This window comes from Olivibacter domesticus (genome assembly GCF_900109575.1).
Lineage (GTDB): Bacteria > Bacteroidota > Bacteroidia > Sphingobacteriales > Sphingobacteriaceae > Olivibacter > Olivibacter domesticus.
This window is the reverse complement of sequence record NZ_FOAF01000001.1, coordinates 962,171-980,554: the sequence shown is the minus strand read 5'-3', so window position 1 is coordinate 980,554 and position 18,384 is coordinate 962,171. Positions and strand designations below refer to the sequence as shown.

At 34.9% G+C, this 18,384-nt stretch carries 18 protein-coding genes; 9 read left to right on the top strand and 9 right to left on the bottom strand.

Annotation, left to right across the window (positions count from 1 at the left end; all coding sequences use genetic code 11):
• Window positions 1-98 precede the first annotated feature (98 nt).
• Window positions 99-497, bottom strand: coding sequence for a hypothetical protein (locus tag BMY50_RS04185; protein ID WP_093318723.1), 399 nt, complete (start codon window positions 495-497; stop codon window positions 99-101).
• Window positions 498-746: 249 nt separating this feature from the next.
• Here BMY50_RS04185 and BMY50_RS04180 point away from each other — a divergent pair, with 249 nt between their 5' ends.
• The 4 genes from BMY50_RS04180 (at window position 747) to BMY50_RS04165 (ending at window position 4,165) form a co-directional block, all read left to right on the top strand.
• Entirely contained in the window at window positions 747-1,574 is an 828-nt protein-coding gene (locus tag BMY50_RS04180; RefSeq protein ID WP_202907735.1) for an aminoglycoside phosphotransferase family protein, read from the top strand.
• A 92-nt stretch (window positions 1,575-1,666) separates the two neighbouring features.
• Window positions 1,667-1,888 carry a CDGSH iron-sulfur domain-containing protein gene (locus BMY50_RS04175; RefSeq protein ID WP_093318720.1) on the top strand — a complete coding sequence of 74 codons (222 nt, stop codon included), beginning with the start codon at window positions 1,667-1,669 and terminating at the stop codon, window positions 1,886-1,888.
• Window positions 1,889-2,161: 273 nt separating this feature from the next.
• Window positions 2,162-3,085 carry a DNA-3-methyladenine glycosylase family protein gene (locus BMY50_RS04170; protein WP_093318718.1) on the top strand — a complete coding sequence of 308 codons (924 nt, stop codon included), beginning with the start codon at window positions 2,162-2,164 and terminating at the stop codon, window positions 3,083-3,085.
• A 99-nt stretch (window positions 3,086-3,184) separates the two neighbouring features.
• The gene (locus tag BMY50_RS04165; protein ID WP_093318715.1) at window positions 3,185-4,165 is read left to right on the top strand and encodes a GlxA family transcriptional regulator; all 981 of its coding nucleotides are present in this window, start codon (window positions 3,185-3,187) and stop codon (window positions 4,163-4,165) included.
• 19 nt (window positions 4,166-4,184) lie between these two features.
• Here BMY50_RS04165 and BMY50_RS04160 read toward each other — a convergent pair whose 3' ends face one another.
• The 3 genes from BMY50_RS04160 to BMY50_RS04150 form a co-directional block, all read right to left on the bottom strand.
• Window positions 4,185-4,574 carry a hypothetical protein gene (locus tag BMY50_RS04160; RefSeq protein ID WP_202907734.1) on the bottom strand — a complete coding sequence of 130 codons (390 nt, stop codon included), beginning with the start codon at window positions 4,572-4,574 and terminating at the stop codon, window positions 4,185-4,187.
• Between the two features lie 113 nt (window positions 4,575-4,687).
• A complete protein-coding gene (gene lat, locus BMY50_RS04155) occupies window positions 4,688-6,019 on the bottom strand; it encodes an L-lysine 6-transaminase (RefSeq protein WP_093318714.1) in 1,332 nt (443 codons plus the stop codon).
• A gap of 145 nt (window positions 6,020-6,164) precedes the next feature.
• The gene (locus BMY50_RS04150) at window positions 6,165-7,058 is read right to left on the bottom strand and encodes a 1-aminocyclopropane-1-carboxylate deaminase/D-cysteine desulfhydrase (protein WP_093318708.1); all 894 of its coding nucleotides are present in this window, start codon (window positions 7,056-7,058) and stop codon (window positions 6,165-6,167) included.
• A 121-nt stretch (window positions 7,059-7,179) separates the two neighbouring features.
• Here BMY50_RS04150 and BMY50_RS04145 point away from each other — a divergent pair, with 121 nt between their 5' ends.
• Both BMY50_RS04145 and BMY50_RS04140 read left to right on the top strand, forming a co-directional pair.
• A complete protein-coding gene (locus BMY50_RS04145) occupies window positions 7,180-8,424 on the top strand; it encodes a M16 family metallopeptidase (RefSeq protein ID WP_093318704.1) in 1,245 nt (414 codons plus the stop codon).
• Window positions 8,417-9,694 (top strand): M16 family metallopeptidase, encoded by a 1,278-nt coding sequence (locus tag BMY50_RS04140; protein WP_093318701.1) that lies wholly within the window; start codon window positions 8,417-8,419, stop codon window positions 9,692-9,694. The genes BMY50_RS04145 and BMY50_RS04140 overlap by 8 nt, the downstream gene beginning before the upstream one ends.
• A gap of 76 nt (window positions 9,695-9,770) precedes the next feature.
• Here the strand turns inward: BMY50_RS04140 and BMY50_RS04135 are convergent, their stop codons facing one another.
• Complete coding sequence (locus BMY50_RS04135; protein ID WP_093318691.1) at window positions 9,771-11,399, bottom strand: NADP-dependent glyceraldehyde-3-phosphate dehydrogenase; 1,629 nt, start codon at window positions 11,397-11,399, stop codon at window positions 9,771-9,773.
• 224 nt (window positions 11,400-11,623) lie between these two features.
• Window positions 11,624-12,256 carry a nitroreductase family protein gene (locus tag BMY50_RS04130; protein WP_093318689.1) on the bottom strand — a complete coding sequence of 211 codons (633 nt, stop codon included), beginning with the start codon at window positions 12,254-12,256 and terminating at the stop codon, window positions 11,624-11,626.
• Between the two features lie 258 nt (window positions 12,257-12,514).
• On the opposite strand from BMY50_RS04130, the gene BMY50_RS04125 reads away from it, so the two are divergent.
• Window positions 12,515-12,886: a winged helix-turn-helix transcriptional regulator gene (locus BMY50_RS04125; protein WP_202907733.1), complete on the top strand. Its 372-nt coding sequence runs from the start codon at window positions 12,515-12,517 to the stop codon at window positions 12,884-12,886.
• Window positions 12,887-12,924: 38 nt separating this feature from the next.
• On the opposite strand, the gene BMY50_RS04120 is transcribed toward BMY50_RS04125, so the two are convergent.
• Complete coding sequence (locus BMY50_RS04120; protein ID WP_093318687.1) at window positions 12,925-13,707, bottom strand: M90 family metallopeptidase; 783 nt, start codon at window positions 13,705-13,707, stop codon at window positions 12,925-12,927.
• 266 nt (window positions 13,708-13,973) lie between these two features.
• Here BMY50_RS04120 and BMY50_RS04115 point away from each other — a divergent pair, with 266 nt between their 5' ends.
• Complete coding sequence (locus BMY50_RS04115) at window positions 13,974-15,812, top strand: DNA topoisomerase 3 (RefSeq protein ID WP_093318686.1); 1,839 nt, start codon at window positions 13,974-13,976, stop codon at window positions 15,810-15,812.
• A 5-nt stretch (window positions 15,813-15,817) separates the two neighbouring features.
• Here BMY50_RS04115 and BMY50_RS04110 read toward each other — a convergent pair whose 3' ends face one another.
• Window positions 15,818-16,183: a DUF7674 family protein gene (locus tag BMY50_RS04110; protein ID WP_093318685.1), complete on the bottom strand. Its 366-nt coding sequence runs from the start codon at window positions 16,181-16,183 to the stop codon at window positions 15,818-15,820.
• Between the two features lie 53 nt (window positions 16,184-16,236).
• Window positions 16,237-17,385, bottom strand: coding sequence for an AI-2E family transporter (locus BMY50_RS04105; RefSeq protein WP_093318683.1), 1,149 nt, complete (start codon window positions 17,383-17,385; stop codon window positions 16,237-16,239).
• A 375-nt stretch (window positions 17,386-17,760) separates the two neighbouring features.
• Here BMY50_RS04105 and pnuC point away from each other — a divergent pair, with 375 nt between their 5' ends.
• The gene (pnuC, locus tag BMY50_RS04100) at window positions 17,761-18,381 is read left to right on the top strand and encodes a nicotinamide riboside transporter PnuC (RefSeq protein ID WP_202907732.1); all 621 of its coding nucleotides are present in this window, start codon (window positions 17,761-17,763) and stop codon (window positions 18,379-18,381) included.
• The last annotated feature ends 3 nt before the right edge of the window (window positions 18,382-18,384 follow it).

The following is an 18,384-nucleotide window of genomic DNA, read 5'->3' as shown; positions in this document are numbered from 1 at the left end:
AGCTAAAAAATTGCGATATTATAAAATTTGAAATTAATTTCAAGAACAAACTATATATTAATATTACTATTCCAGATTTTATTATAATGAGGAGGTGTTTAATGAATAGGACTTTTAACCTCGAATTCGTCCGCAGTACCGGAAAGAGTAAATTCTGTCATATCGCTTTTCGTCCATCCCAAACTGAGTACACTTCCTACGGGGTGTCTGGATGTTTTTAGATTTAAAAAATGAATCTCAAGATCACAAAAATCAAAAGACGATGTTTTTATTTGAAATGATCTATCTCGGCTACCAAATAATACATAGTTGATAAAATTATCTCCTAAGAGGCAGATGTTCTCGTTTTTTTTCCATTCAATAAACACCTCAACAGAACTCTTAGCAGGGATTATTTCAGGGAATTGCCATCGTGCCATATGATCATTTTTTTGGCTGGTTTTGATCCAATCATAAACCGTACGATTAATCAAACTAAGTTTTCCTCTCCTTTTCATTCGTTTTTTTTTAAAAGATCTTACTGTTACGTCAAATTAAATCCGAGTCGAGTGGCAGGTAATAATCCTCTTATCATAAAAAACTATGCATCTATTGTATCTAATACGATGTAAATTAATCGCTCAAAATGTTAAGTTATTATGAAAAGTTATATTTAAAGAATAATTTACACGAAATGGTTTGTGGCTTACACAAAATCATCTAATAAGCACATTATAAGGTCTTTCGGGATTCAAAACTAACATTATATGACAAGACTTGAAATTATTGAAGCAAAAAGGCACCTTAAATATTGCATGGAACTTTGGAAATTAAAATCAGACGAGAAATCCTTTATATCTACTTCAAGTTTATTGCAACGTGTAACCTATAGGAACCTTCCTGCTATGATTAAAGTTCCAATTGAACCGGAAGAAAAATGGGGAAGCGCTCTTATGACATGGTGGGATGGTGATGGCGCGGCGAAAGTTTATAATCAGTGGAATGATGTGATCTTGATGGAGCGTATCGATGGACATCATTCACTTGTTGATTTAGTGAAAAGGGGTGCAGATGATGATGCTAGCAAGATCATCTGCACCGTTGCAAAAAAACTACACCAACCACGCAGGAAAGAACTACTTGAATTAATTCCGCTAGAAGTTTGGTTTAAAGAGCTTTTTCCGGCAGCGCGAAGGCATGGAGGTGTTCTTGAAGTTTGTTCGTTAACTGCTCGTGAATTACTTGATCAGCAAGAACAAGTGACTGTTTTACACGGTGATTTACACCATAAAAACGTTTTGTTTTCAGAGGAGAGGGGTTGGCTGGCGATCGATCCAAAACGACTAATTGGAGAGTTCGGTTTTGACTATGCAAATATTTTTTGCAACCCCGATATAGAAACCGCTTTGAAACCTGGGAGATTAGCTAAGCAATTAGAAGTTGTCGCGAAAGAAGCCGATTTGTCTAAAAAGCGATTACTTAAATGGATTATAGCTTGGGGTGGGTTGTCGGCCACCTGGCTTTTAAATGATGGCGGGAAAAATCACTTAGATCTTCGGATCGTGGAAATAGCGATAGGAGAACTCGAATTGTAATAGCATGAATGATAAAAAAGGAAGAATGAATCTGAATTAGAATATGATTTATTAAAGTTCACTTCTCTCGTTATTTTTGGCAAAAAATAATTATGGCAAGCACGAAACTAACTATTAATGACAACGGATCTTTGAGGGTTGAGGGTGATTTTGAAATCTTGGACAAGCATGGTAATACCTATGGTTTACAAGGAAGAACAGTAGTTTCAATATGCAGATGTGGTTTATCTACAAATAAACCATTTTGCGATGGCTCCCACAAAGGCCACTTTGAACATGAAGCGATAGCCTTCGAATTACCTCCTAAAAAATAATTCTTCTATCTAGATACCATTTGTAAAAATGGTATCTGTAAAAAATTTAATTAAATTACTGTTACACCGTTTGTGACATATTTAATTGATGAATCTTGAAGTTTCTGTCTACATATATTTCTCAAGCTGAAGGATTTCTTTTAGCAAATAACGGGTTCTATAACTAAGAAAGACTAACTATCTTTATAGTCTATTTCCTACGCAATACACGTTGGGCGAATAGTTAATGTATGCAAGTATGGTAATTTGTAAATAAAATTTAACGCTCAAAACATGCTAAACCAGAAAGATGATTGTATTGAGAGTATCACTATACCTTATGGAAATCACGTTGATTACGATGAATGTCTTTGGTTTCTCAATCGAAATTTTGACGACTGCTTACATGTTATCCATGAGAAAGGTATAAGAAAAGCCATAAAGTTCAATAACGATCTTTTGCTATTAGAAATTACAGGTGACATAGGATGTTTAAGGGCGACTGTACTTGTGGGAAATGTGACAGAAAATATTAAAAGGCAAATCATTGAATTCATTACAGAATGGTTTGATCTTGCTCGAGATTTGACTCCATTTTATAAGTTACTCGAGGGCCATCGTATTTTAGCATATATGTCAAAAGAATATTATGGTTTACGTTTAGTTGGAATCCCAGATCTTTTCGAGGCACTTGCATGGAGCATCATCGGTCAACAGATTAATTTATCCTTTGCTTATAAACTTAAAAGACGACTAGTAGAGCAATATGGAGATTTTATTTCGTATGGAAACACTCGTTATTATATTTTTCCAGATTATAGTACCTTGGCTAAAGCAAAGTTGGCGGATCTTAAAGATATGCAATTTTCAAGTAGAAAGGGGGAGTACCTCATTGAATTAGCAAGCACATTCGACAACAATATCTTAAGCAAAGACTTTTTGCTTGGCTTACCGGATATGATGGTCCGACAAAAGGTTTTGACTGATTTAAGAGGTATCGGTATCTGGACAGCCAATTATACGCTTATGAAGTGCCTAAGAGAGCCCTCAAGTATACCATATGGAGATGCAGGTTTATTAAATGCGTTAGTTAATCATCAAATAATAAAGGAAAAAGGCGATTTAAAAAAAATAGAACACTTTTTTACTCAATTTGTAGGTTGGGAGAGCTACGTTGTCTTTTATCTTTGGAGGAGCTTGGCTATAAAAAATAATTAAATCAAACTCTTTTTATTGGGGTAAATACGGCAGCGGAAGGTGTTGTTTGCGACGTCATTTTCTTATAATTTTGACTGTAGAAATTAAAATTAGGAATAAATGAAACATGTTTCAATACTCATCCCGATAGGTAATACTAGCTTAAGTAATATTGAGGCTACCTACAAAATGTTTACAAAAATTAATGAGGCACGACAGAAGGAGGGTAAACTGCCACTTTTTAAGATACAGTTAGTCGGACTCACTAATGAAATAATGTTATCAAACAGCATGTTCAGTATCAAACCTGATACAACGATTCAAGAGGTACATCAAACAGATTTAATTATCATTCCTGCTGTACATGGAGATATGAGTGAGATCTTATCATTGAATAGTGATTTTAAAGATTGGATCCGTAAACAGTATGAACTGGGAGCGGAAATTGCTTCTCTTTGTTTGGGCGCATTTATCTTAGCTTCAACAGGCTTACTTGATGGAAAAAATTGTACCACCCACTGGTTATCTGCCGACGAATTCAGTAGTTTGTTTCCCAAGGTAAATTTAGCACCTTATAAGATTATAACGGATGAAAATGGCATTTATACAAGTGGTGGAGCCTACTCTTCATTAAATCTGATTCTATATCTATTGGAAAAATATGCCGGTAGAGATATGGCAATTCAGTCATCTAAAATATTTGAAATTGACATTGAGCGTAATAGTCAATTACATTTTATAATATTCCAGCGGCAGAAAGAGCATGAAGATACGACGATAAAAAGAGCACAAGAATTCATAGAAAACAACTTTCGCAATAAAATAACTGTCGATCAATTAGCCTCTGTTCTTTGTGTTGGAAGAAGAAACCTTGAAAGAAGATTTAAAAAAGCAACTGCGAACACGATATTGGAGTATATTCAACGTGTTAAAATTGAGGCTGCTAAGATAAGTTTAGAAAGTACGAATGAAAATGTAAACGAAGTAATGTATAATGTTGGCTACAGCGATACAAAATCATTTAGAACAACTTTTAAACGCATTACTGGTATATCTCCTGTACAATATAAAAATAAGTATAATCGAATGCAGAATGTCTAGACAATGTTGAGATAACCTCTTAAAATGTTAAGGAAGTGTTGCCCATAGGATTCTTTTCATATTTTGCTATTGGTTTAAAATCAACAGTATTAAAGTAAGGCTCGTTTTCTGATATTGTTCTCGGTATAGGGGATTTTTTATCAAAAAAGAATACTGTGGTTATTCCATATTTAGTATGAGGCATAAAATTACCATAAGCCTCAAATTGCGCGTCTTCTTTTTTTCCTACCGAAACCACATATAGCCTGATCACAGGCCCTGTATTTTGTTCATTTCTAACAAAAGTAACTTCATGAAATTCGCCTTTCAAACTTTCAACATTAGGTAGAAAAAAAACATCTTTAAAGATAAACAAAAGCACTAACAAGATACCAATGCCAAATCCTAACGTTCGTCTTTTGTTCATCATGATAATATTAATAAAACTTCAAATAACATCTCGCGATAGGGAAGGACGTTTTTAGTTAAAATATACGGCATTATTTTATTAAAAAATTGTTTTAGGATCTTATTTTTCGTCTTCTAAAGTATACGCAATACTTCTGCCAGTATCGACAAACCTTTATCTATTTCGTCTTTTTGTATAATTAATGCCGGTCTAAAACGAATACTTTTTTCTCCGCAACCTAAAAACAAGACGTTTCGCTCCAAACTTTTCTTTAAAAAGTTATCTCTAGTTTCTTTATTTGGAAAATCAAATGCAACTAAAAGCCCCCTTCCTCTAACATTATTAATGATAGGGTGTTTTTCAGCGATTGTCAACAATTCTTGTTGGAGATGATTACCAGATTCCGTTACATTTTCCAACAATTTATCTTCTGCAATTATTTCCAATATCTTTGTCGCGCGAACCATATCTACTAAGTTACCGCCCCATGTTGAATTGATACGGGAAGGAATTTTAAAAACATTAGTTTTTATATCATCAATTTTGTCGCCCACTAAAATTCCGCAAACCTGCATTTTTTTTCCAAAAGCGATAATATCGGGCCTAGCTTTTGCTCCAAAATGTTCATGACACCAAAATTTTCCCGTCAACCCCACACCAGTTTGCACTTCGTCATAAATGAGTAGCGCATCGTTTTGATTTGCTATAATTCGGAGCTGCTCGAGAAATTCTCTTCTAACGTGATTATCACCCCCTTCAGATTGTATAGGCTCTATAATAATGGCACAAATATCATCTTTATTATCTGCAAATGCTTGTTTAATCTGCGCTAAAGATTGTTGTTCCCTACGTTGTAGGTTTTCATATCCTTCATCAGAAAAAGGGAATTCTATCGCAGGGATGCTTACTCTTGGCCAATCAAATTTAGCAAACCATTTTGTTTTGTCCGGTTGCGTGTTTGTTAGACTCATAGTGTATCCTGTTCTGCCATGAAAAGCTTTTTCGAAGTGAATAACCTTAAAGCCTCGTTCTTTTATGTAGCCTTTTTGAAAATTCTTTTGAACCTTCCAATCCATCGCAGTTTTAAGCGCATTTTCAACAGCTAGCCCACCACCAGCAACAAAGAAAGCATGAGGTAAGTAAGGCGGTATACCAACACGGCTGAAGGTTTCAACAAACTTCGCATATTGCATGGTATAGACGTCTGAGTTTGACGGATTTGAAAGCGCGGCTAGAAAAAGATCTTCTTTGAAGCCTTCGTCATTTAACATTTTTGGATGATTATATCCTAAAGGAACAGAGGCAAAGCACGTGAAAAAATCTAAAATTTCGCGGTCATGCTTAGAATCGTACATAACAACTCCCTTACTTCTTTTTAAATCAAGGGTCAGATCTAAACCATCTGCTAATACATGCTTGCTAATAATGGATTGTGCATTTTGAGGAGTAACAGAAATCTTTTCCATATGAACGATGTTTGTATTGGTTAATAACCAAACATAGTGTAAAATTTTGAAAAATGCAATTTTATTGTTGATATAATTTGAATATATAATTTTTTATGGTAAAAAACCAATATAAATTATGTTTTTTACAAAATTTAATACTGATTCACTGTTTTTTGAATAAATCTAGTTTCCCCATAATTCCCATAATCCCCCCTGTATGCAATACTAAAATTTTCGTTCCTGGTTTAAAATATCCTTTTTCTATTAAATCCATCACACAAAACATCATTTTTCCAGTATATACTGGTTCAATTAAAATACCAGTGCTGGAAACAAAATCTTTAATAAAATCTATAAGAGAAGATTTCGTTTTCGCATATCCTCCAAAATGGTATTCTGTATGTAATAAAACATCTTGGCAATCTCGATCCAATCTTTTCATTTCTTCATAAAGGAAATTCCCACCAGCCAAAACAGGCACACCATGAAGCTTCGTCTTTTTATTGTTGCGTTTTATCCCCTTATTTAAACCAACCAAGGTTGTGCCTGTTCCACTAGCACAAAAGATGTGGTCATATTCGTCAGTTAGCTCGTCTATGATCTCCGCACAGCCCTCCAGCGCGTGGACAGACGCTCCACCTTCGTCAATGAAATAAGTATTAGGATCTTCCTTGTGATGCTTTTTAAAGATTAGCTCCTTGTCTTTATAAGTATTTCGATCTGTAAATACGAGTTGCATACCGAATAACTCACATAAATCGAGACTCGCATTACTTACCTTTTCTCCCCTTATATAGGCTGTGCTACTAAATCCAAACTTGGCAGAAGCGGCAGCGGTAGCTAACAGATGGTTAGACCATGCACCTCCAAAGGTTACTAAATGCATTCTATTCTCATTTTTAGCATGCCTGAGTGTATATTTCAATTTTCGCCATTTGTTCCCAGAAATAAATGGATGAATAAGGTCATCTCGTTTTATATGAACGTGACAACCCTTATTTTCAAACTTATGATAGTTAATCATCTCTACGGGGCTATAAAATTTCAAATCAATCATCGATACTAATTTTCACAAAAATATAGTTTAAAGTCAAGATAGCTTTACAATATTCTAATTGGAGCAGTATTATTGTGAAAATTGTTTAGGTTTGTTTTTTCAAAAAAAGAATACTTATTACATGATTACTTTCAACCGTTTTACTTTGAGCAATGGCCTAAAAGTATTAGTTCATGAAGATGAAGCTACACCTATGGCAGTTGTAAATATTTTATATGATGTAGGAGCTCGGGACGAAGATCCAGATAAAACTGGATTTGCTCATTTGTTTGAGCATCTCATGTTTGGAGGATCTGTTAATATACCTCAGTACGATTTGCCGCTACAACGTGTTGGTGGAGAAAGTAATGCATTTACAAGTAACGATATAACCAATTATTACATTACACTTCCTGCGAATAATATCGAAACAGCATTTTGGTTGGAAAGCGACAGGATGTTAAGCTTAGCTTTTAATACAAAGAGTTTAGAAACACAACGAAATGTTGTAGCTGAAGAATTTAAACAGCGTTATTTGAATCAACCCTACGGGGATGTTTGGTTAAAATTAAGGCCATTAGCCTATAAAACACATCCCTATAAGTGGGCAACTATTGGGAAAGAGCTATCCCACATAGAACAAGCTTCTATAGAGGATGTTAAAGCATTCTTTAAAAAACACTACACACCGCAAAATGCCATCATGGTGGTAGCAGGCGATGTTAAAACAAGTGATATAAAAAGGCTATCAGAAAAATGGTTTAAAAACATTCCTGCCGGAGAGAAATATAATAGAAGTATAGCGCGTGAAGCTATTCAACTTGAAGCCAGAAGAAGTATAATTGAAGCCAAAGTACCGGTAAATAGTATATATATCGCATTCCATATGGATGATAGATCTTCGCCATCTTATTATATTTGTGATTTAATTTCTGATATACTTTCTCGTGGACAGTCATCAAGGTTATTTAGAAAGCTATTGAAAGAGCAAGAATTATTTAGTGAAATAAATGCATACCTTTTAGGAAGTATTGACAACGGTTTGTTTATAGTGGAAGGTAAGCCTCTAGAGCATGTTCCATTGGAAAATGCAGAAGCAGCTATTTGGACCGAACTAAAAAGAATGAAAGACGAACCTATATTGGATTACGAGCTGGATAAAGTTAAAAATAAAATCGAATCAACTATGGTATTTTCCGAGATGTCAATTTTGGATAAGGCGATGAATTTAGCCTACTTTGAACTCTTAGGGGATGCAGATTTATTCAACCAGGAAATTGAAAAGTACCGAAGAGTTACCGCTGAAGAAATTCAAGAAACGGCCAACAGACTATTTACCAAAGAAAATTCATCAACGTTATTATACTTAGCAAAAAAAGATGATTAATAGAAGCACCGCACCTGAATTTAAAGATATCGAGCAAGTAAAACTTTTTGAGCCAGTTAAAGAAAATTTGAGTAATGGGATTAATCTCTTCATTTTTAATACGGATGCTCAAGACCTTGTTCGCATTGAGTGGGTTTTTAACAACATCAGTCCGAAAGGAAGTACACCGCTCCTTAACATGGCCTTAGGAGGTATGTTAATAGAAGGAACGAAAAGCCTCGAGAGTGCTGAAATAGCAGAAAAAGTTGATTTTTACGGAGCATTTCTGCAACCTGAATATTCTTTTGACCATACATCACTTACGCTATATGTACTAAATAAGTACGTTGATTTTTTGTTACCGGTGATAAAAGATATTTTAACAAATAGCATTTTCCCTGAACAAGAATTAAAAACTTATAAAAGAAATAATAGGCAATCTCTTTCTGTTTCTTTGGAAAAAAATGATTTTGTAGCGAGAAGAGTCTTTAACAAAACTATTTTTGGCGACAACCGATATGGCTTCAGTCCTGACCTAGTTGATTATAAAACATTAGAACAAGAACCTTTAATTAATTTGTCTAATAAGCAAATTGTGGCCGACAACTGTACTATGTTTGTTTCGGGTAAGGTTTCATCAGAGATCATAAGTTCTATACATAAGATATTTGGCGATGAATGGGAAAGAACAGGCGAACCACTAGAAGATCATCCATATATTTTTGATATAAACCCTAATGAAACGATTCTTATAGAAAAAAACAATGCACTTCAATCTGCTATACGCATAGGTTGCCGAACCGTAAACAGAGCTCATGAAGATTTTTCATCATTGCAACTGGTAAACACCATTTTAGGTGGATATTTTGGGTCGAGGTTAATGTCTAATATAAGAGAGGAGAAGGGATATACATATGGTATTGGTTCAGGCATAGGTTCATTAAAGCACAGCGCCTTCTTTACAATTGCTACCGAAGTTGGTATAAACGTTACGCAGGCTACATTAGATGAGATTCATAAAGAAATGGACAAATTACGGACAGATCTTATGCCGATAGATGAACTTAATCTTGTGAAAAACTATATGAATGGTGCATTTATAGGGTCATTGGAGAATATTTTTTCTCATGTTGATAAATTTAAAAATGTTCACTTTATCGGTTTGGATTTACATTACTATACCCGCCATTTACAAAAAATAAAGGAAAGCACTCCCGAAGATGTTTTAGCGATAGCAAATAAATACTTAAATTTCTCCGAAATGTCTAAAGTAATCGTAGGGAAAATTTAAATACTAGTATATTATAAAAACTTAGAGCAAAGGGCATGGAGAACTCCTATGCCCTTTGTTTATAGATAACATCTGACTAAAAAATAAAGTTAGTACTTAAAAAATTAGAATTCTGATGATTTACAATCTCATTAATCAATTGTTTATTCGTGTCATTCATTTTGGTTGCCACTAATGAACGTATAGAGAAAGATCTTAACGCATCAACTACCGAAAGTGTACCTTCTGCACTATCTTTTCTACCTGTAAAGGGAAATTTATCCGGTCCTCGTTGACATTGACTATTAATATTAACGCGACTTACCAAGTTCACAAAAGGATCTATTAACGAAGCTATTTCTTGCGCATCATTACTGAAAATACTCACTTGCATGCCATGAGGAGAGTCTATCTGATATTGAATTGGTTCGTCAATTGAATCAAATGGAATAACAGGAATGATCGGGCCAAATTGTTCTTCTCTATAGAGCTTCATTTTTTCATTTACAGGATATACTATCGCTGGGTATACAAACGATGCTACATTTTTACCGCCATTTTCGTTTACTACCCTCGCTCCATTTTTTTGTGCATCTTCGATGCATTCTTTAAGGTACTCCGGTTTACCAGGTTCAGGAAGAGGGGTTAAACTTACACCAGGTTCCCATGGCATACCAAATTTAAGTTTGGCAACAGCAGCGCTTAACTGTATTAAAAAGTTATCGGCAATGTCTTTGTGTACAAAAACAATTTTGATGGCGGTGCATCGCTGCCCATTAAAAGATAGAGCACCCAAAACTATTTCATTCACCGAAAGTGCAATATCAGCGTTCTTCGTAACTATTGCAGCATTTTTAGCGTCTAAGCTTAAAACAGCTCTTAATCTATTAATTTTAGGATGACGTTTCTTTAAATCATTTGCTACCTTGCTCGAGCCTATAAAAGCTAACACATTTATCCTTCCTGTTTGCATCAATCCTGGCGTAATGGTAGCTCCTCTACCATATATCGTATTTACAACCCCTTTAGGAAAAGATTCCTGGAACGCCTTCAATAATGGGTAATGTAGTAACGTGCCATGTTTAGGCGGTTTAAATAATAAGGTGTTTCCCATAATAATTGCAGGGATAAGCGTGGTAAACGTTTCATTTAATGGATAATTAAATGGCCCCATGCAAAGCACTACTCCAATTGGGGAGCGTCTTGTTTGCGCAACTACGCCTTCTTCTATTTCAAATCGGGAGGACTGTCGGTCTATATCCTTTAAAGCATCAATAGTAGCATTGATATAATCAACTGTTCTGTCAAATTCTTTTGCAGCATCGGTTTGCGATTTCCCTATTTCCCACATAATCAAATTAACAACCAGTGTGCGTTGCTCACTCATTTTAAAAACAAACTTCTGCAAACATTTAATACGGTTATCAACGCTCATCGTAGGCCATTCGCCCCGACCGTTATCATAGGCATTCACAGCTGCATCAAGTGCTTCCATTGCTTCTTTTTCCGTGCAAACAGGATAGGTGCCTATAAATTTACGAACTAAATTACCTTGTTCATCTGGTATACAAACTGGTGAATAAACTTCACTCACGTCTCCATTCCATTGCCGCATTTCGCCGTCACACAAATACTCCCGCTGATGTGTTTCCTGCGGAAGGCTAAATTCAATCGGTATTGTGCTTTCTGGCACAAAAATCGATTTTAATTGATCGCTAAATTCCATTTTTTGTTGAATATGTTAATAAATACAGAAATAGGGTATTACAGAGTTAATAATTGTATTTCTTTTTTTATTTTGGCCGGCGTGAAAATAATCATTTCATTGATATATTCATATTAATAAATGAAATATATTACCAAATACCAATAAACAAACGTTTACACATTAACAAAAAAATAATATCTTTAGAGATTTCATTTCTAAAGATATTACATAATTGGAATGGCTTAAGCGACCTCCGTAACGAACTCTGTACGTGGTTTTCTAACTTTCTTTAAATTTACGAGCCAATCATTTGATTCGTCCCGGTAACCCAAAGGTAATAATGTTACACTCTTAAGCCCTTTTTCATTCAGCCCTAATAACTTGTCCAAGGCAGCATTATCAAATCCTTCCATTGGTGTAGCATCCACTTTAAGTTCGGCTGCAGCAGCAATCGCTATCCCGAAACTAATATAGGCTTGACGTGCTGCATGTTGAAAATTTTCATCCGCGGAGCGCGCCGTATAGAGTCCTAAAATTTTATTTTTATAATCGTCCATGGCATCAGACGGTAGTCCTCGTTGGGATACCGTATAAGAAAATATACTGTTGATCCGTTCAGCAGTATAGTCGTCCCACGCAGCGAAAATCAATAAATGCGAACTATCAGTTATTTGACTTTGATTGTAAGCAATCTCTTTGATTTTCTCTTTCACCTCTTTGTTTGTTACCACAAGAATTTCAAAAGGTTGCAAACCTGACGAAGTAGGAGCTAGGTGAGCAGCTTCAACTATTGCATCTACTTTATCTTGAAGAACGGATTCTCCATTCATTTTTTTTGTGGCGTATCGCCAATTTAAAGCTTTTAATAATTCCATATTTTTTCAAATTGATATTTCTGAACACATTCTCTACACACTTGTATAATGTCATTGCAAAAGTCAGAATAATAGTTTACTTTTGAAAGTAATTATAAATAAGGAAGTACTTTCCTCCGAGAAACTATATTGGATGGCGAGCCCTATCCAAGCAATGGAAGTAAAATTGTTTACAGATGAAACCACATGAGAGAGCACTCACCAACGGTAACGAACCTAGCTTGCGAGCGCTCGAACACAAAAATCAAATTGACACTAATGAAAAATGAAATAGAAAAAAAATCTATTACCAGTGATGGATGTAAAGTAAAGCTCAGAGCTGTACATGACACGTTGGATATGCTTAGCGGTAAATGGAAAATTTCGATTATTACATCATTAAGTTTTGGTAAAAGACGTTTTATGGAATTACAGCGAGAGGTAGAAGGGGTTGGAGCAAAAATGTTATCCAAAGAATTGAGAGAATTGGAAATAAATGGTTTGGTTACACGCAAGGTATGCGATACAAAACCAATAACAGTCGAATATGAACTTTCAGCATATGGAGAAACACTTCAAAATATCATAAAAGAGATGATTCATTGGGGATTAAATCATCGCGAAAAAATAAAAGAAGAAAGTCATCGCTAAGATCTTATGGCGACCAACTAGAAGGGAAAGAGCTTTATTTAACTCTTTATGTTAAAGATCTGCTGAAGCATCTGAAATAGTTCAGGGTGATTCTTCTTTAATTTTGAAGGTTTTTCAAAAAAATATTCCGCTACAACGGCTAAAAATTCAGCTTCATTTGTTAATGCATATGGATCAACATCTGAATCACCTCTTTTTATTTTTTTCATTTCCTGATGCATTAATTTGAGCCAGGGGATTACATAACTGTTATTCAGTAAGCTTTCTGGAACGCCGTCTGTACTGCCATCACTCTTATCTATTAAATGTACAAATTCATGAATTCCAGTATTACTGACACCCGCTTGCGACGAGAAACCTAGATGTAAAGCTTGTTTTGATAAGACCATCTGGCCGTTCATATAACCGGTTCCCACCATTCCAAGTGTATTTCTTTTTTCTCCTTCGTACTGATATTCTTCATTAAACGTATCAGGATATAAAATAATGTTTGTAATATTTTTATATTGCCAGTTTTTAAATGAGAATATTGGAATAATAGCACTTGAGGCAACTAAAATCTTGTCCAGATCATTTACTTCTACGCCTACTCCTTCAATGTTCACTCCTGCCAGAAAATCAACAACTTCCTTTAAAAAACGTTCTTTCTCTGTTAGGTTAAGTTTTTGATAAAACAACACATGATTTTCAAGAAGTATCCTATACGCACTTATCTTATTATTCAATTCTAGCCTTCTCAGTGATTTTTTTCTCCTCGACAAATAAAAGAGCACTATAATAGCTGCCACAATGAGGAAAAAAGTGATTGTTAAAGGATACATATAAACTAGCGTATAAACTACTAATGTAATGTTTTCTTAGCTAATAGTATTAACTTAAATTCAGCAGCATATAGTAGAAATAAATGCTAATATCTTAATAATTGACTATCAGCTATGTGTAAAAAAATACCGTTTTCATATTAAGATAGGCTAAATTAGCGCTTCCAAAAACAAGAAAAGATGAAACCATCATGATTTTGTAAAAGCTCACGTAATATGTAAAAAATCATGATAGCTTCATCTCCACTGAAAAACAATTTATACGGATGAAAATTATTATAACGGAAAAACCTTCTGTTGCTCGCGATTTGGCAAAAGTTTTTGGCGCAACAACTAAGAGAGAAGGGTACATAGAAGGTAAAGGATATTCATTTACTTGGGCATTTGGTCATTTATTGCAATTAGCACCTCCACAGGAATACGGGTATATAGGATGGAAGGCTAAAAACTTACCTATGCTACCTCAGCGATTGAAATTGAGTGTTCGTAAGATTAAAACAAAAGACGGTATTGTAGAAGACCCATCTATAAGAAAGCAACTAAATACAATTAAGATGTTGTTTGATATGGCATCTGAAATTATTGTGGCTACAGATGCGGGACGAGAAGGAGAACTCATTTTTAGATATATCTATCACTATCTTCAATGTAAAAAACCATTTAGACGACTATGGATTTCTTCGCAAACTGATGCGGCTATTAAAGATGGTTTTAGAAACTTAAAACCTGGAAAGGAGTATGATACATTATTTTACTCTGCTCATTGTAGATCGGAGTCGGATTGGCTGGTGGGTATGAATGCCACACAAGCCTTGAGTATTTCTGCAGGTTCAAAAACAGTCCTATCGTTGGGCCGTGTTCAAACACCAACATTAGGAATGATCTGTTCTCGATACTTAGAAAACAAAAATTTTGTTCCGCAGACCTATTATCAGATCAGCATACAACTACATAAAAACGAACAGTACTTTAAGGCTATCTCGAAGAAAAATTATAGTAAAAAGGAAGAAGCTGAACAAATTCTACAAGCTGTTAAAGACCAAGCGAGTGGATTCCCTAACGGTGCAGAAATAATAAAAGTAGAAGCAAAAACTAAAAAAGAACCACCTCCCTTATTACATGATTTAAGTAGCTTACAACAAGAAGCAAATAAAAAGAAAGGATATACCGCTGATGAGACTTTATCCATATTACAACGGTTATATGAGGAGAAATTGATTACTTATCCACGTACGGGTAGTCAATATATAGGCGACGATGTATTTGCAACAGTACCAGCGCTCATCGAAAAACAACAGGGACATCCACAATTTGGAAAACACGCTGCATATTTAAAAAGCCAAAAATTAAATAAAAGAAGCGTCAATGCAAAAAAGGTTACAGATCATCATGCGATCCTTCCTACAGGCGAGACGCCTAGGAATCTACCTTCGGATAAGCAAGAAATTTACGATATGATTATAGCAAGAATGTTAGAAGCATTCCATGAAATATGCGTAAAAGATTTAACTAAAATAATTATAGAATCGGGATCAACTTTTATTGCCAGTGGAACGGTTATCCGATCCGCGGGATGGCGATCTATATATAATGAAAAAGAAGAGGAGGATAAGGAACAGGAAGACAATCCAAGCTTACCAAAAATAGAAGAGGGTGAACATTTGCCCATTACAGAAAAAAGCATGCTTGAAAAACAAACCAAGCCAAAACCTTTTTATACCGAGGCGACCCTTCTTAAAGCAATGGAAACTGCGGGTAAGGAAATAGAAGATGAGGAGTTGCGTTATGCTATGAAGGGGAGTGGTTTGGGAACACCGGCTACTAGAGCTGCTATTATTGAAACACTAATAAAGAGATCATATATCGTTAGGCAAAAGAAGAATTTGTTTCCCACAACAATGGGACTGGCTGTCTACGATGTTGTGAAAGATAAAATGATCGCACAGGCTGAATTAACCGGACAATGGGAGAAAAGATTAGAAGAAATAAGATCTGGATCAAGTGTTAAAGAATTTAAAGAAGAGATAAAAGCTTATACTAGAACCATTACCAATGAATTATTAGTTGCTGGAAAAGAAATAAACCCAGTACTGTCCTCAGAATAGCAGACTTAAGTGGTAATCTTTCCATGTTTCAGTTGTTTAATATAAATATTATACAGCGGTCTTGGCATATTACTGGTAATATCATTCCATTCTTGTAATGAGCACTCTTTTCGTAAACTGGAAAAAGAAAAAATATAAACACGTTCGATAGCTGTTTTTATTTTTCTGTCTCCTTCCTTATAAATTTCATAAATCAATGCCATACATGTCTCAACAGAATTAAGATCATGCTTTATTAGCATACGTCTTGTAAAAACTACTACAGACTTCATTATTCCGTTGATATTATTCATTAGCCGACTATTTTTTGTCTCGATAAATAGCGAAGGCAACGCAGCAGCCATTATGGCGGAAATTTCATATTGCTCCATGATGTTTATTCAATAATATAGAACAATAACGTGTAGTTGTCGTTAAAATTATCCTATTTTTTTTTGTTTTTGTCATTTTCCTGCAACTTATCTTTAAGCTGCCAACGTTTTAACAAAACCATAGTAGAGTATCTTTTAAGATGGTACTTTTCCGGTTCGCCAATTAAAAACCCAAATGCTTTCATTGACGGTATAGCGTCAAATAGAACTTTAATTACGGCAGTCAATGGCAATGCTAAAATTAATCCAGCTAGGCCAAACAACATACCGCCTAATAAAATAGCAATTACTGCCATTAATGGATTAATACTTACTTTACCTCCTACAATATTTGGCGTAATTAAATTTCCTTCCAAAAATTGTACTATCTGAAACCATGCCACTACGCCAACTGCATACCAATAACTATCTTTTGTTGCTAGTGCAAATAAAGCCGGTAGTATAGAGCCAATAGCTATACCAATATAGGGGAGAAGCATAAGAAGCGATGCTAGGGTTCCAAAAAACCATGCGTACTCAACCCCCAATATCATTAAGCCAACGGTGTTTAAGATAGCTACAATTGCCATAACGGTGACCAACCCCAGTAAATAGCTTTGCACCACAATATAAATTTTGTTGAGTGTCTCGTGCACTTTATCCTGTGGAGTACTTTTAAACGCATGGAAAAAAAATTCTCTAAAAAAATCACGATAGTACAGTAAAAAGAAAGAAAACAAGGGAACAATTATTAAACCCGCTAAAATTCCACCTACAGATCCGAAAGCTGCCGTTAAATAAGTACCGGCATTAGACAAAGCTTTATTAGAAAGCTCTTTAAATTTTTGTGTAAGATCTCCAGGTTCTACGCCAAATTTTGCTGTTGTCCATTGCTGTATCGTGTTGAAAATAGTAAAGAACCTATCTTGTAAATCTGTACCATTATGACCTATTACAATCACTTGGTGGATAATAAACCAAATGAGAGCTGAAATTACCACAATAGCGAGTATAACCGACAAAATAGACGAAATGGCCCTGTTTATATTAAATTTTTCTAAAAAGCGTGCTACCGGAAATAATGATATAGCTATCAATATGGAAAACATGAGCGGTACCAACACACTTTGTAAAAAGTATAAAATGGCAATGATCAAAATAAGTGTGAGAAGACTTGATGCTAATTCGTAAGAATAGGGCTTTTTATTGGTAGAGTTATCCATATAATTTAAAATTCTAATTACAGATTATATATTTATCCATATTGTAACAAAAAAAACAAAAATTAGTTTCAAAAAACAAACTGTAAGATAAGATTCCTTCACGTCCAGTTTAACGCTCTCTCATCAGATTTTTAGTGATCATTCATACTATCCATTTAAATCTTGAGTTTGGCAAGAAATAAACTTATCTTCGCGATCTAAAAGGGGTGCTTTTATTCATAAAGGCTGAGATTATACCCTCCAGCATAGACACTGAGCTACTTACGCTGTTTATTTGCTGGACACCTGATCCGGATAATACCGGCGGAGGGAAATAAATTTCATCCAGCTAATATCTTTCTGAATTCGCTCTCTTAGAATACAAGTAATTATACTATGAATATCTCGGAAAGTCTAAAGCTTTTTCATCAACAAATTATTGAAACTCCTTTGCTGCAGTTAACGGGTGTAGGTTTTGGTATTGCAGAAGTCTTCTTAGCTAAGGCTAATAAAGTTTTACTATATCCTTGCGGAATTATCAGTGTGATAATAACGATAATTGTGCTCTACGAGGCAGGTCTTTATGCCGAAATATTGCTAAATATTTACTACTTGGTGATGAGCTTGTATGGTTGGTATTACTGGCTTCGAAGGAAAAATAATCAAATATTACCTATTAGCTCGTCTACCAAAAAAGAAGTGGTATCTACCTTTATCATTATTGCTATTGGCTTTCCTGCTTTATTTATTACGTTAAAATATTTCACAGATTCTACAGTGCCGGTATGGGATGCTTGGGTAAGCATAACTGCATGGGCCGGAATGTGGTTACTAGCTAAAAGAAAACTGGAAAATTGGATATTATTAAACATAAGTAATGCCTTTGCAATACCGCTACTTATCCATAAAGATTTAATTCTGTACGCATTACTAACATTATTCTTGTTTATCGTTGCCATTTTTGGCTACATTTCCTGGAAAAATAAACTTACTGAAAGATTAATTAGTCAAACTTGAGAT